This is a genomic window from Rhodococcus sp. FW305-130, assembly GCF_058788335.1.
In genome coordinates this window covers 805,597-820,059 of sequence record NZ_JBYTAP010000001.1, presented here as the reverse complement: position 1 = coordinate 820,059, position 14,463 = coordinate 805,597, and the positions used below count along the sequence as shown (strand labels likewise).

Here is a 14,463-nt window from a genome sequence, read left to right as displayed (position 1 = left end):
TACAGGAGCACTGCATGACCGGACAACGACTCGTCCACGTCGCCATCGCCGACGACTGGGAAGCGTGCAAGCGTTTCGGTGAGTACGAGGTCTCGACGCGCGGAATCAGTTACGACGAGGCGGGATTCATTCGCGCAACCACCCCGAACGCGCTCGCTTCGGTGCTCGATCTGGTGTTCGGCGACCTCACGTTGCCACTGATCGTCGCCGTCATCGACCAGGACGCTCTGACCTCCGCAGGCATCGACGTCGAATGGGAGGCGGGAAAGCCCCGAATCCTCCGGCCTCTACCGATGGACGAGGACACCGTGCTCGTCGAACTGGTCGTGGAACGCGTTGACGGGGCCTGGCCGATTCCCGACCTGACCCCGTACGCAAGCCCCGCCGGCTAGACCAGCGCAGCCTCGGGTTCGACCACGGGGGTCGACGCCTTCTTCCGGCCGGCGGCGACGCACAGCGCGATCCCGACGGCAATCCAGCACACCAGCACCAGAAGTGGCGTGGCGGCGCCATGGCCGTCGAAGAACGCCATCGAACGGACGGATGCTCCTGCGGCGCCAGGTGGGAGCAGCTGCCCCAATGCACCCCAGCCTGCGGGCAACCACGCGGCAGTTGTCGCCATCCCCGAGAGTGGGTTTCCGATGAACATCATCGTGACGGCACCCAACGCGAATCCCTTCATCCCGAGCAGGGATTCGAGTCCCAGAATGGGCAGCGAGATGGCCGACATGCCCATGGTGAGTGCGAGCGCGGTGAGCAGGTAGTTTCCGTCAAGACTGTTGGTGCCGAACTGCAGAATGGCAGTCAGTGCAAAACCCGCGACAACCGCGACGCCGGCAGCGCCCAACACTCGCTTGACAATGCTCCGCGGAAACAGTTGCACGAGAACAACAGCAGGCATGATTCCGCCGAACACCAAGGGCAAGGCCAATGCCGTGAGCCCAGCACCGGTCGGGTCGTCCGCAGTCAGCGGCACAACGTCTTCGACGGGCACCTTTGCCCCCGAGGCCTCCGAGAGGCCGTTGGCCACCCCGGTCAGGGTCTGGGCGATCGGGGTTCCGCCTGCAGTCGCGATCAACACGTGAGGACCGTTGGCATCAACGGCGATTCCGCCGACCAGGTCGCGATTCCGAATCGCGTCACGCAGGGCGTCGGCGTCAGCGAATTCTCGAGTATCGAAGGCGCCTTGCTTACTCGCCTCGAGCGAGGTGCGGATCTGTTCGGTTGCCGGAGCTGGACCGGTGATGCCCAACTTCAGTTCGTGCGGGCCACTGTTGACCGAGGGCAGTACGAAGGCAAGCAGCATCAGCCCGATCACGGCGGACAAGCCCAACACCACAGCCACCAACTTCTTGCGGTCCCGTGCTTCAACTTCGGCGTTCATAACTACCTTCCCTAAGTGGAAGTTTTTCCTCCACTATTTGTGGAAGATATTCCTCCGGTTATGATGAACTGTCAATACCGGAGGTGAATGTGCGAGCCGATGCACGTGAACGCAGAAACGCAATAGTCGACGCCGCACGAGCGGTGTTCACCGAGCGCGGGCACGACGCGCCCCTCGACGCAGTCGCAGAACTCGCGAAAGTGGGCATCGCCACGCTGTATCGGAACTTTCCGACGCGCGAGGACCTCGTGACCGCCGTCGCCGTCGCAACACTGACCGATGTCCGCGAGGCTGCCGACATCGCACTCACGGCAATGTCCACCGATCCCACAAACGCGTGGCACACGCTGGTGGACCGCCTCGTGGAACTGCGCCTGGGTGCGCTCATTCCCGCACTGGTGGAACGCAGTTTCACCGAGCTGGCGCCCGAAGTTCTGGCGGTGCGTGAGGTGACGAAAACGAAGATGACCGCGACGATCGGCGCCGCTCAGAGCGCCGGACTGGTTCGCGCCGATCTGCAACCGCTCGAATTCGTCATGGCTCTGGCCAAACTGACGCGCCCGCAAATCGAATTGTCCGACGAGGCCATGCCGAACCTGGTCCCGCGGTTGGTCGCGGTGTTCATGGCCGGTCTGCGTCCGGACGGTACCGACTTGCCGGTCTGATCGGCGAAACCCGACGTACCAGGCAAGGCACAATGGGGCTGTGACCGAGATACCGAAAATCCTCGTAGTCGACGACGACGCAGACGTCCTGACCTCACTCGAACGCGGATTGCGGCTCTCGGGATTCACCGTACTGACGGCAGTGGACGGCGCCGACGCGCTCCGAGTGATCTCCGACAAGCGACCGGACGCGGTAGTCCTCGACATCAACATGCCGGTGCTCGACGGCACCGGTGTGGTGACGGCGCTTCGTGCCGCCGGCAACGAAATCCCGATCTGCGTGCTCAGCGCACGCAATTCGGTCGACGATCGCATCGCCGGGCTCGAATCCGGCGCAGACGACTACATGGTCAAACCGTTTGTCCTCGCCGAACTGGTTGCCCGGATCCGCGCAATGCTCCGTCGCAGCAACACTCCGGCCGGTGATCACTCCGAGGGAACGAACACCCTGCGGGTCGGCAACCTCGACATCGACCTCTCCGGCCGGCGGGTTCGCGTCGACGGCAAGGAAGTACCGCTCACCAAACGCGAATTCGAGCTACTCGATGTGCTCGCTCACAATTCCGGCATCGTGCTTACTCGCGAACGTCTCCTCGAACTCGTATGGGGCTACGACTTCGTCGCCGACACCAACGTCGTGGACGTCTTCATCGGCTACCTGCGTCGAAAGTTCGAATCCGGCGGTTCACCTCGTCTGCTGCATACCGTTCGCGGCGTCGGGTTCGTGCTTCGGGAGAACCCGTGAAGCGTCGCCGCTTCTCACTACGAACTCGCGTTGCCGCGGCCGCGGCACTGGGGGCGACGTTCATCGTCATCGCACTCGGCGTGGTCGTTGCACTGGCTATCGCACGAAACAATTTGGCGCAGTTGGACCGTCGCTTGGAGACGGCATCGACGGTCATCGTGGCCAATGCGGCAACAGCGGGACCTTTTCTCGGCGCATTCGGAGACGGCGGAGCGTTCTCCGTGACCATCCGCTCCGACACCGACGGAACCGTCAAATCCAGTACCCCGACGCGACTGCCCGAATTACCGGTCGGCTCGGCGACCGTCGACGTGGACGGTACGAAGTACCGGGCTTACACCGCCGAGGCCGACGGAATCAATGCCCTGGTCTCGCTGGCGGTTCCCTATGCCGAGGCGCGGGACATCACGGTCGACCAACAGCGTCAGGTTGCGTTCTTCGGCGTCGGAGCCGTAGCGGCCGCAGCCGCGTTGGGATGGTTGTTCGGTGGCCCGGCGGTGCGCCCACTCGTGGAATTGACCCGCCGGATCGCCAGGCGAGATCCCGATCTCGCCACCGAGGTTTCCGGCATCCGTGAAGCGGACGAGCTTGCCGCAGCAGCAGAATCGATGCTCAGCGACGTCGCCCGGGCACAGGCCGCGACCAACTCGGCCCTTGCTGCCGCTCGGGACTTTGCTTCCGCCTCGGCTCACGAACTCCGAACTCCGTTGACGGCGATGCGAACCGACATCGAAGTGTTGTCCATTCACGATCTCGACCACGAGCAGCGACGTGAGATCCTCACAGATCTGGCCCGCGCACAGGGCCGCGTCGAATCGACTCTCCGCGACCTGGAGCGACTGGCGAAGGGCGAGTTGTCGACGGCTGAGGACTTCAAGGACACCGATTTGACCGAGGTATGCGACATCGCGGCCGACGATGCACGACGCCACCACCCGAGCGTCGATGTCAGTGTCGTCACGGTGGATTCCCCACTCCCCTATTGCATCCGGGCCCTTCCCGGCGGAATCCGGTTGATCCTCGACAACGCGATCACCAATGCAGTCCGCCACGGCGGCGCGAGCACGGTGCGCATCACCCTCGCACGCCCGGTCGATTCACCGGACACCGTCACGATCACGATCGACGACAACGGTTGCGGAATACCGGCCGAGGAACGCTCGAGCGTCTTCGAACGCTTCACTCGGGGATCGACGGCAGGCAAGACGGGTTCCGGTTTGGGCCTGGCACTGGTGGCGCAGCAGGCGGCCCTGCACGGCGGACGTACGACATTTCACGGCAGTCCGCTCGGCGGGGCTCGCCTGCTGGTCGAACTCAGGGATCAGCCCGGACCCGAATAGCCCCTTCAGGTCTCGATCAACTCGCCGATCCCTGACGCTGTCACTTCGATGACCCGAGCCGAGCCGATGTCGAAGAACAGTCCGGCGATACGCAGGCGACCATCCACACGGGCCTGACCGACCAGAGGATGGCGTTCGAGAGTCTGCAATTGGACTGCAACATTGACCATTCCGAGCTGATCGACCTCCGAGAAACCCGCCTCGGCCGCAGCACGCGCCACCGGATGGCCACTCGTATATGCCTGCAAGCTCGTCTCCGCATGCCTCAACCACTCACCGACAACTCCCGCTTCCGACGAACTGTTCGTCAGGAGTGCCTGCATCGCGCCGCAACCCGAGTGTCCGCACACGATCACCGAACTGACACCCAACTCGTCGATCCCGAAGGCCAGTGCCGCTTCCACCGACGTATCGCGGCCGCCGGCAGGAACCAAGTTTCCGACGTTGCGCACAGTGAACAGGTCACCTGGGCCACTGCTCGTGATGATGTTCGGCACCACTCGCGAATCTGCGCAGGTAAGGAAAAGAGAGTCGGGATTCTGGCCGTCGCGCAACTGATCCATGTGTGGCCGTATCGCTTCGGCGCGATGGCGATGATAGTTGGACACCCCGTCGAGAATGGGTCGCAAGGCTGGCGGGCTGCTCAGATTCCTTCCCGAAGCCTGTGGTTGCCAACTACCCCACGGAGCGAGCAATCCGCGCAGGTCGGTGACTGCGGCGCCGCGCTTCGGCGGACCGGTGGTCGCGCTCTCCATACTCACCGAGCCGACTTCGTCGATGATCACCGAACCACCTGCCAACTCGTACTGCCTCGCCCACTCTTCGATGACGTCGAAGACGGCATGGTCGAGGAAGTCGACGGACAACTCGACGGTGACGTCGGACCGCGGCGGGATGCCGGCGAGTACCGAGGTGAGCTTGGGCAGCACCAGGAAGGTGCACGACCCTTCGACCAGCACCCGCCACTTCCCGGAATCCTTGTCAGCCAACTCTTCTGCCGTGACCGACGCGCGGATGACCCGCCACACCAGGAGGGCGATCGCCAACGCCAATCCGATCAGCACGCCCTCGAGCAGGTTCAAGAACACGACACCGACCACTGTGATGCCGTACACCCACAGGTCACCGGTCCGTCGCGCCAACCGAATGTGCGCCAGCTTGACCAGTTGAATACCGATGACGATCAACAGTCCGGCAAGCGCAGACTTCGGAATCTGCTGCACCAACCCGGCCAGCGCGGCCGAGAACAGCAGGATCCACAGGCCGTGCATGATCGACGACGCACGGGATTTCGCCCCGGCTTCGACATTGGTGGCGCTGCGTACGATCACACCCGTGACGGGCAGGCCGCCGATCGCCCCGGACACCATGTTCGCAGTACCTTGGCCGAGCATCTCGCGATCGAAGTTCGAGCGCGGGCCCGAGTGCATCTTGTCCACAGCCACGGCCGAGAGCAGACTCTCGACGCTGGCGATCAGTGCGATGGTCAGGATGCCGGTTGCGACGCCGAGCCACTGGCCGTCCGGCAGAGCGGGAAGTCCGATCGAGTCCAACAAAGATCCGTCGAGAGCAATACGTTCGACGTCGATCGGCAGCAGGAGCGAAGCGAGAGTTGCCAATACGATGCCGACCAATGCCGCAGGCACCTTCCGGACGCCCGCGGGGAGATAGCGCCACCCGAGAAGAGTGACGATGACAACGAGTCCGATCATCAAGTCCTCGACGTGCAGGGCACCGATCTGTGCGGGCAACTGCCGTAGATTGTCCAGCGCCGAACTGGCCGAGCTTCCGCCTAGCAACACGTGAACCTGTTGTAGCGCAATGGTGATGCCGATACCGGCGAGCATCGCATGCACCACCACCGGCGCAATAGCCAGTGCCGCACGGGCAATTCGGCTGAGCCCGAACACGATCTGCAAAATTCCGGCGCCGACGGTGATAAGGCAGGTGACTTTCCACCCGAACTTGCCGATCAGTTCGGCGACCACCACGGTCAGACCGGCTGCGGGACCACTGACTTGCAGCGGTGAACCTCCCACCGCTCCGGCCACTACTCCGCCGACGATGGCGGCGATCAGACCTGCCATGATCGGTGCCCCGGAGGCGATAGCAATTCCCAAGGACAGGGGAAGCGCCACCAGGAAGACGACCAGCGACGCCGGCACGTCGTATCTGATCAGTTGCTCGAGATAACGCCGGCTTCCACCACCCGGCGGAGACGAATCCCCCACGACTGCTTCGTCTGCGGATGATTGTGCGTGCACTACGGACTGCGTCGACATAGATCTCCTCGCCGGACCCCGGATCCGGCTGCTGGGCAACATGTTCGAAGCGAATCGGCGATCGGAATCGCCGATCGACTGTGACCATGGTAACCGCGATTCCTTACCGTTCCCTTAGATGCGAACCCAGACGTGGTCGACGTCACCGCCGCCCGGCACTGTGACTCGAACCTGAACGTCGGTCCAGAAGAGCGATCGAATTGCTTTAACCCGCAAGCATTTTCGTACGGGCCGCCCGAGTGTTCAGCACACCTGAATGCCGTCGGCGATAATGGTCGGGAGTAAATGCTCAACCACAACGATGTGAAGGCAGGCACCATGTCCGATCAGTACGTCGCCGCGCAGGACCGCTACGAAGCCATGCCCTACCGCCGAACCGGTCGGAGCGGTCTCAAACTCCCGGCGATCTCGCTCGGGCTCTGGCACAACTTCGGCGACGACGTACCGATCGAGAACCAGCGCGCAGTCCTGCGGCGGGCATTCGATCTAGGAATCACGCACTTCGATCTGGCCAACAACTACGGGCCGCCGTACGGAAGCGCCGAGACGAACTTCGGCAGGATCCTGCGTGAGGATTTCTCTTCGTACCGCGAGGAATTGGTCATCTCGTCGAAGGCCGGGTGGGACATGTGGCCCGGTCCTTACGGGTTCGGCGGTTCCCGCAAGTACTTGCTGTCATCCCTCGACCAGTCGCTCGGCCGACTCGGAGTCGATTACGTCGACATCTTCTACAGCCATCGCCCCGACGCCGAGACTCCGATCGACGAGACCGCAGGCGCGCTGATCAGTGCCGTCCAGCAGGGCAAGGCGCTGTACGCGGGTATCAGTTCGTATTCGCCGGAGCGCACCCGTGAAATCGCCGCACTGCTCGCCGCTGCGGGGGTCCCCTTGTTGATCCACCAGCCGAGCTATTCGATGCTGAATCGGTGGATCGAACAGGACCTGCTTTCGGCTGTCGACGATCTCGGAGTGGGCGTCATCGCGTTCTCGCCGCTCGCGCAAGGCATGCTCACCGACCGGTATCTGAACGGCGTCCCCGAGAATTCTCGCGCCGCCCAAGGTAAGTCACTCGATCCGTCGTGGTTGACCGACGACGCTCTCACCCACATCCGCGCGCTCAACGACATCGCGGCAGACCGCGGCCAGTCGCTGGCTCAGCTGGCACTGAGCTGGGCACTCCGCGATTCGCGGGTCACCTCGGTATTGATCGGTGCATCCAGCGTCGCCCAACTCGAAGCCAACGTCGGCGCGCTCGACAATCTCGAATTCAGCGCAGCCGAACTGGCCTCCATAGATCAGCACGCAAAGGACAGCGGCATCAATCTGTGGGCAGAGGCCAGTTCGATCTGAGCGATCATCTGCGCTAGAGCTGAGGCAACTCCACGTTCACGTGCTCGCCCTCTTCGAATACGGCCGAAGCAGGCCCGACGATCAAGGGATCCGGAGTACCGACTGCCCGGTGATCCTTGTTGGGATAGTCGAAGCTGGCGAGCACGTGACGCATCGCTTCGAGGCGGGCGCGCTTCTTGTCGTTGCTCTTGATCACCGTCCAGGGCGCATCCCCGGTATCGGTGTAGAAGAACATCGCTTCCTTGGCCTGCGTGTAGTCGTCCCACTTGTCGAGCGAAGCCAGATCAGTCGGTGAGAGCTTCCACTGACGCACCGGGTCTGTTCGACGGGCTGCGAATCGCGCCAACTGCTCTTCCCGGCTGACCGAGAACCACAGCTTGTGCAGATGGATCCCGGAGTTGACGAGCATCCGCTCGAAGTCCGGGGTCTCTCTCATGAACTCGAGGTACTGAGTCGGCGTGCAGTAACCCATCACTCGTTCGACACCGGCGCGGTTGTACCAGGACCGGTCCATCATCACGATCTCGCCGCCGCTGGGTAGGTGTGCGACATACCGCTGGAAGTACCACTGCGTTCGCTCGATGTCTGTGGGCTTCTCGAGCGCGACGACCCGGGCACCACGAGGATTGAGATGCTCGGTGAACCTCTTGATCGACCCGCCCTTACCGGCAGCATCGCGACCTTCGAAGATAATGAGCACTTTCTGCCCGGTTTCCTTGACCCACAGCTGCAGCTTGAGCAACTCGATCTGCAGACGCCGCTTCTTCCGCTCGTACTCGCGGCGCGACATTTTCTTCTCGTACGGATAGCCCTGCTTCCAGGCATCCGCGAACTCTGAGGGCTCGAGTCCGCCGAGCTTGTGCTTGAGACTCGAGAGCTCGTCGATCTCGGCCGCATAGTCCTCGGTGACGGAAATTCTGGTCGACGGGGTCGGCAGGTCAGGAACCCGACCGTCCACACCGCTGGAGTCGGGGCTCATGAATACGCACTCCCTGTCGTCGAAATGAACGAACGTCCGGAAAGTGAATTTTACGCGCCGAAGCCCTCCGCCGCGGGGCCGAAGCGAATGTTGCTTGGCATCGAGGAGGTAACGACAGGTCCGGCTTCCCAGGCGCCGAACCCCCACGCGGTACCTTGATCGAGGTAACTGAGACGGTCGGTAACCCCCGAGAGAAGAGAGTTCTGGCGAGATGCGAGTAGACGGACGGGAGATCCCGGTAACGGGAAGCCTCCTGCCACCACTGCACCGCCGTACGAGCGACATCATGCGGGTCGCGATCGCTGCCGTGCTGCTCGGCGGCGTCATCGCGGGTTCTCTGATCACCCGAAGTCAGTGGGACGCCCTCGAAACGTCGGTGTCCAACATCGTCGGAGTGCTGTCGCCGAGCCTGTCCGACACTGTGTACCTCCTCTACGGCATCGCAATCCTGGCGCTACCGTTTGCCATTCTGATCGGGCTCATCGTGGGGCGCCGATGGAAGTTGCTGGCCGGATACGCCGCTGCCGGCCTGTGCGCCGGACTCGCGCTGTCGTTCACCGGCACAGGACTCGCCGCACCCAAGTGGCACCTCGACGTCCCCGACCGACTCGACGCCACGTTCCTGTCCCAATTTCTCGACGATCCGCGGTGGATTGCGATGCTCGCGGCGGTGCTCACCGTCTCGGGTCCGTGGCTACCGAAAAAGTGGCGACGAGCCTGGTGGACGCTGCTTCTGCTGTTTGCGCCCATTCACCTGATCGTCAGCTCGATCGTTCCCGCCCGATCGATGCTGGGTCTCGCCGTCGGCTATCTGATCGGCGCGGTGATCGTTCTTGCCGTCGGCACACCTGCCCTCGAAGTGCCGTTGGACTCCGCAGTACGCGTCCTCGCGCGGCGTGGTTACCGCGTCACCGCTTTCCGCGTCGTGAGTCCCTCGGGAATCGGCCCGCTGGTCATGTCCGCCGACATCGACAAGGCTCCGGACGACGAACCGTTCGACGAACTCATTGTCGAGTTGTACGGACAGAACCAGCGAAGCAGCGGAGCAATTCGACAGACGTTCCGCTGGATCTCGTTCCGGAACCGTGAAACTCCTCCCCCTTACGGATCGCTTCGGCGCGCCGTCGAACATCGCGCGCTGATGGGTATCGCGTTCGCCGACATCGGTCTGGCCAGTTCCAAAGCCGTCGCCATCTCGGTGCTCGATCGCGGATGGGAGATGTACGCCCGCCCGAGCCCTCGCGGTATCCCACTTGCCGTCGCCGTCGAAAACCAGGCGGACGAGGAAGAATCCTCCAAACTGATCGACGCGTTGTGGCAAACACTGCATACCATTCACGTACATCAGATGGCGCACGGTGACCTGCGCGCTTCCGAGATTCGCGTCGAGGGCGGAACGATCCTCTTCGGCGGCTACGCGTACTCCGAATTCGGCGCCACCGAAGTTCAGATGCAGTCCGACAACGCCCAACTTCTTTTTGCCACCGCATCACTGTTCGGCGTCGACGCAGCGGTGGACGCCGCGATTCGTGCGCAAGGCGCAGACACGATTCTCGCTGCCTCCGGCCGATTGACCACCTCGGCGTTGCCCAACCGAATTCGGCGGACCGCCGAGGATTCCGCAAAATTGATGACCGAGATCCGAGACGAGGTCGGCGCGAAGAACGGGATCGAAAAGGTCGCTCCCGCACAGGTCACCCGATTCAGTCGCAATCAACTGATCCAGCTCGTTCTGCTCATCGGATTGGTCTACGTCGCCTATCCCTTCATCAGCCAGGTACCCGCATTCATCACGGAGTTGAAGACAGCCAACTGGTGGTGGGCACTGCTCGGCCTCGGCGTCTCCGCACTGACGTACGTCGGCGCGGCAGCGGCCCTGTGGGCCTGTGCGTCGTCGATGGTCAGTTACCGCAACCTCCTGATCATGCAGGTGGCCAACACCTTTGCCGCGACGACTACTCCGGCCGGAGTCGGCGGGCTCGCCCTGAGTGTGCGGTTCCTGCAGAAGGGCGGGCTCGGTACCGTCCGTGCAACGGCCGCAGTCGCGCTTCAACAGACGGTTCAGGTGGTCACCCACGTCGGCTTGCTGATCTTCTTCTCGATCGTCGCCGGACGCGATACGAACCTCTCGCACTTCATCCCGGGATCCACTGTTCTGTATCTGGCGGGTGGCGTCGCGCTCGGAGTTCTCGGTGCATTCATGTTCATTCCGAAACTTCGTGTGTGGCTGCGCGACGATCTGCGTCCTCAGATCACCGAGGTGTTGGGTGAACTGAGCCAACTTGCACGAAACCCGACCCGATTCCTCATCATCGTGGGCGGCAGCGCTGCAACAACTCTCGGTGCCGCCCTGGCTCTGTGGGCAAGCGTCGAGGCATTCGGCGGCGGAACCACGTTCATCACCGTCACCATCGTGACGATGATCGGTGGAACCCTCGCCTCGGCAGCTCCGACACCGGGTGGCGTCGGAGCCGTCGAGGCCGCCCTCATCGGTGGCCTGTCCGCGTTCGGATTGCCGGCAAGCATCGCAGTGCCGTCGGTTCTGCTCTACCGAGTCCTGACCTGCTGGCTCCCGGTGTTCTGCGGCTGGCCGACGCTGCGATGGCTGCAGAAGAACGACATGGTCTGAGCGTTCCCGCTACTGCCGGCGAACGATGTGGGCCTGCAACGCTTCACCGTCGTCGTCGACCCAGCCCTTGCTTTGGGCGTAGTCGACCATCGCCGCCACTCCGTCGACGTCAGTGGCGCTCTCGCGAACACGGGCTACCGAGATGAATGCACTACCACCGCTGACGTATCCGTAATTCCGAAGGCGCAAGAGCTCGTCCAGTTCGGAATCGGCGATGTCGCCGGTCACCTCGACGTGAAAGGCCTTCAGGTTGTCCACTTCGCGGACGCTGACGCGGCCGTTGTCCACCAGTACATACATGGCTTTCCTTTCCTGGATCACTCACGACGGTGAGTGCGTACCGAATACACGCCGGTGATAGGTCAGTGGATTCGCCTCGCAGTGCCAGGCGTCGTCCACCGATCCTGTCACGATCTTGTGATCACCACCGTCCACGACGGCGTCCACGGTGCACACGATCCAGATGGGAGCCTGCCCCTCCCTGACGGCATGCGCGTGAGCGCGGACAGCATAAGCACTACTTCAAAAAAACGGACAACTTCGCCGCCTACCAGCACTGTTGATGCCGATAACCGATACTGAGCTTTATGTCGGAACTCGGAAATGAACCAGACTCGAAGCAGAAGGCGGTGCTCGAGCGACACGCGTCATGGATCGAATTGTTCTTCGACCTGGTCGTGGTAGCCGGTATCGGTCAGCTGGCTCACCTGCTCCACGGTTCGCCGTCGTGGTCGGATGTCGCGCTCTACGCCTTGCTCTATCTCGCGTTCTGGACAGCATGGGCGACGTTCACGATGTACGGCAACATTGCCGGTGACCGTGTCCGAATCCCGAGCATGCTGATCGCCATGTTCGGACTGGCCGTCATGATGGCGGCCGTGGCCGGCATCCACGACAACCATGCGCTGGCCTTCGCTGTCGCCTACGTGGCCGTACGCCTGCTGGCGAGTCGGGTGTGGCACAACGGCCAGATAGTAGTGGACTGGCCGATCGCCCAGATGTCTCTCGGTGTGATCCCGTGGATCGTCTCGTTCTGGTTCGAGGGCGAAACTCGGTTCTGGCTCTGGACCGCCGGTGTGACCATCGATCTGCTGATCATGTTCGTCGTCTCCGGCAGCGCGATCATGGAAGACGCGCAGGAAAAGCTCGAGCGAATCATCAAGGTTCGCGGGTTCAAGGACGACCGGATGCCCGAACTCGAAGCCCTGCACTCCGATCGGGCTCATCTTGCCGAGCGACTGGGCCTGTACGTCATCATCGTGCTGGGTGAGGGTGTGATCCTCGTGATCTCGGCGGCCTCGAAGCTCACCTGGGACTCCACGGTGGTCAGCCTCGCCGTCGGATCGTTTGTCCTGCTCTCGGGCATGTGGGCACTCTCGCTTCTCTACGGCCACGCCGGTGTTCCGCACCTGCAGCCCGAGAAGTTTCCCGCTCGCATCGACATGGCACTGCACTGTTTCACCACCGGCGCTATCGCGGTTCTGGTCGCGGGCCTCGGAGCTGCCACCGAACACGGCGCGGAACACACACCCGCGAACCTGCGGTGGTTGTTGTGCGGAAGCATCGCAGTCTATTTCGGAATCAGCACCGTGGCGGGGCTGTTTGCGCGATCGGACCGACGGTGGCTGCTCGGCTGGGCGCTCCCCTGCACCGCCATCCCTATCGTCATGGGCATTGTCGGCACGCACATGAGCGCCACGTGGATCATCTGGGTGCTGGTGGCCACCGTGACCTGGCAGAACGGCTACGAGTACGCGCAGGTGCGGCGTTCGCGCCGCTCTGCTGTGCGCCTTTATTAACCCCCCGCGGTTAATAAAGGCGCACAGCAGGGACGGTCTTTACCCTCACCGCCGGGTCGAAGCGATAGGGCTGAGCCAACAGGATTCCAGCCAATCGCTTACGCAATCTCGACATCTCGGCCCGGACGGTCACCGTCTTGCGCGGATCGCCGAACAACTGTGAGGCGAGCTGCGAGGCCGTGAGGCCCTCGGGCGCCTGTGTCAGAGCCAGGAGGATCTGCGAATGGCGCGGGCTGAGGTCGATACTCCAACCTCCCAAGGCCGAGAAGTACCGCAGTTCCATCGCATTCGAATCTCGCAGGTCCAATTCGACTTCGGCACAAGCATTTCCAGACGCCGGGTTCGCCTGAGGGCGGATGAGCCAGCCGCCCGGAAGTGGCTCGCACATGCACAATCCGAGTGACGGGAGCCAATGCTCGCCGCTGGTCATCGCTTTCGGTAGTGCAATTCGGTAGATCGGCGCCATCGAGTCCACCGCAGCGACCCAGCCGCTACGGTCTACAACCATTGTCGGCTGACTCGCGCGAGCCAGCGTCGACGCCGAGATCATCCGAAGCCGATCCAATCCGATTCGATGCTTCTCCCGCAGTGCGGATTCCGCCAGTCTGGCCACGCTGTCCACCAAAGCGAGAGTCGACGGGTGGACAGTGCCTGCGGCGCCGGCGACGTTGACGACGGCGAGCGCCCGGCGACTACGCGGATCCCGAACCGTCGCCCCGGAGCAAGTCCACGGATGCTGCGAGCGCGAGTAGTGCTCGGCCGAGAACACCTGCACTGCCGAACCTGATGCCAACGAAGTACCGATCCCGTTGGTACCGACAGCTTCCTCGGTCCACGACGCACCCTCGATCATCCCGAGGCGTTCGGCCCGATCCAGCATTCGACCGGGCCCGTGGCGCCAGAGGATGCGACCCTGTCGGTCCGCCACCACTATCAAATTCGCGTCGTCCGGGCCGACGAGCGGTGCCAGACCGCGTACCGCCTCGTCGAAGATCTCCGTCATTCCGGCCGCACCCCGACTCTCTTCGATCTCCGAGGCACGAGTGGTCTTCGTGATCGAACACCGCTCCGGATCGAGTCCGAGGGCGCGCAGACGCGACCACGAATCGGCGATCACGGAGCGCGGGCGCGCGGGCGGTTTGCGCCCGGACATCGTTGCTTCGTACACGGATTCGAGAACACGTGCGTACTGCGCCGGGTCTTCACCACTACCCAGGGCCGGTTCGAGTCGATTCGTTGCGCCGATCACACTCCAGTCCTATGTGATGGGGTCATCGAAAGCGAGCGTTG

Annotated in this window: 13 protein-coding genes; 7 read left to right on the top strand and 6 right to left on the bottom strand. The window is 62.9% G+C overall.

All coding sequences use genetic code 11. The features are described from left to right. The first annotated feature begins 14 nt into the window (after positions 1-14). Positions 15-392 (top strand): DUF952 domain-containing protein, encoded by a 378-nt coding sequence (locus AC3WQS_RS03975; RefSeq protein ID WP_438472311.1) that lies wholly within the window; start codon positions 15-17, stop codon positions 390-392. On the opposite strand, the gene AC3WQS_RS03970 is transcribed toward AC3WQS_RS03975, so the two are convergent. After that, on the bottom strand, positions 389-1,384 hold the full coding sequence (locus AC3WQS_RS03970) for an ABC transporter permease (RefSeq protein WP_408989363.1): 996 nt from the start codon (positions 1,382-1,384) through the stop codon (positions 389-391). The two genes, AC3WQS_RS03975 and AC3WQS_RS03970, sit on opposite strands and share 4 nt — an antisense overlap. An 89-nt stretch (positions 1,385-1,473) precedes the next feature. Here AC3WQS_RS03970 and AC3WQS_RS03965 point away from each other — a divergent pair, with 89 nt between their 5' ends. The 3 genes from AC3WQS_RS03965 to AC3WQS_RS03955 are packed head-to-tail and all read left to right on the top strand — an operon-like array spanning position 1,474 to position 4,134. Next, a complete protein-coding gene (locus AC3WQS_RS03965; RefSeq protein ID WP_029256004.1) occupies positions 1,474-2,049 on the top strand; it encodes a TetR/AcrR family transcriptional regulator in 576 nt (191 codons plus the stop codon). 40 nt (positions 2,050-2,089) lie between these two features. Continuing rightward, on the top strand, positions 2,090-2,794 hold the full coding sequence (locus AC3WQS_RS03960; protein ID WP_492711692.1) for a response regulator transcription factor: 705 nt from the start codon (positions 2,090-2,092) through the stop codon (positions 2,792-2,794). Then, positions 2,791-4,134, top strand: a complete 1,344-nt coding sequence (locus tag AC3WQS_RS03955; RefSeq protein ID WP_492711694.1) for a sensor histidine kinase — start codon at positions 2,791-2,793, stop codon at positions 4,132-4,134. The genes AC3WQS_RS03960 and AC3WQS_RS03955 overlap by 4 nt, the downstream gene beginning before the upstream one ends. Positions 4,135-4,139: 5 nt before the next feature. Here AC3WQS_RS03955 and AC3WQS_RS03950 read toward each other — a convergent pair whose 3' ends face one another. Then, on the bottom strand, positions 4,140-6,416 hold the full coding sequence (locus tag AC3WQS_RS03950; protein WP_492711697.1) for a SulP family inorganic anion transporter: 2,277 nt from the start codon (positions 6,414-6,416) through the stop codon (positions 4,140-4,142). 318 nt (positions 6,417-6,734) lie between these two features. Here AC3WQS_RS03950 and mgrA point away from each other — a divergent pair, with 318 nt between their 5' ends. Further along, a complete protein-coding gene (mgrA, locus tag AC3WQS_RS03945; RefSeq protein ID WP_070796082.1) occupies positions 6,735-7,766 on the top strand; it encodes an L-glyceraldehyde 3-phosphate reductase in 1,032 nt (343 codons plus the stop codon). Positions 7,767-7,779: 13 nt separating this feature from the next. Here the strand turns inward: mgrA and ppk2 are convergent, their stop codons facing one another. Next, positions 7,780-8,745 (bottom strand): polyphosphate kinase 2, encoded by a 966-nt coding sequence (ppk2, locus tag AC3WQS_RS03940; RefSeq protein ID WP_020970466.1) that lies wholly within the window; start codon positions 8,743-8,745, stop codon positions 7,780-7,782. Positions 8,746-8,956: 211 nt separating this feature from the next. Between ppk2 and AC3WQS_RS03935 the strand changes: the two genes are divergently transcribed. After that, positions 8,957-11,374, top strand: a complete 2,418-nt coding sequence (locus AC3WQS_RS03935; protein WP_492711699.1) for a lysylphosphatidylglycerol synthase transmembrane domain-containing protein — start codon at positions 8,957-8,959, stop codon at positions 11,372-11,374. Between the two features lie 9 nt (positions 11,375-11,383). On the opposite strand, the gene AC3WQS_RS03930 is transcribed toward AC3WQS_RS03935, so the two are convergent. Beyond that, positions 11,384-11,674, bottom strand: a complete 291-nt coding sequence (locus tag AC3WQS_RS03930; protein WP_031333759.1) for a Rossmann-fold NAD(P)-binding domain-containing protein — start codon at positions 11,672-11,674, stop codon at positions 11,384-11,386. Between the two features lie 21 nt (positions 11,675-11,695). Then, positions 11,696-11,839, bottom strand: a complete 144-nt coding sequence (locus tag AC3WQS_RS03925; RefSeq protein WP_283308773.1) for a flavin reductase — start codon at positions 11,837-11,839, stop codon at positions 11,696-11,698. A gap of 122 nt (positions 11,840-11,961) precedes the next feature. Here AC3WQS_RS03925 and AC3WQS_RS03920 point away from each other — a divergent pair, with 122 nt between their 5' ends. Next, positions 11,962-13,173 (top strand): low temperature requirement protein A, encoded by a 1,212-nt coding sequence (locus AC3WQS_RS03920; protein ID WP_492711701.1) that lies wholly within the window; start codon positions 11,962-11,964, stop codon positions 13,171-13,173. A gap of 10 nt (positions 13,174-13,183) precedes the next feature. On the opposite strand, the gene AC3WQS_RS03915 is transcribed toward AC3WQS_RS03920, so the two are convergent. Continuing rightward, the gene (locus AC3WQS_RS03915; protein WP_492711702.1) at positions 13,184-14,422 is read right to left on the bottom strand and encodes a helix-turn-helix domain-containing protein; all 1,239 of its coding nucleotides are present in this window, start codon (positions 14,420-14,422) and stop codon (positions 13,184-13,186) included. Positions 14,423-14,463: the final 41 nt, after the last annotated feature.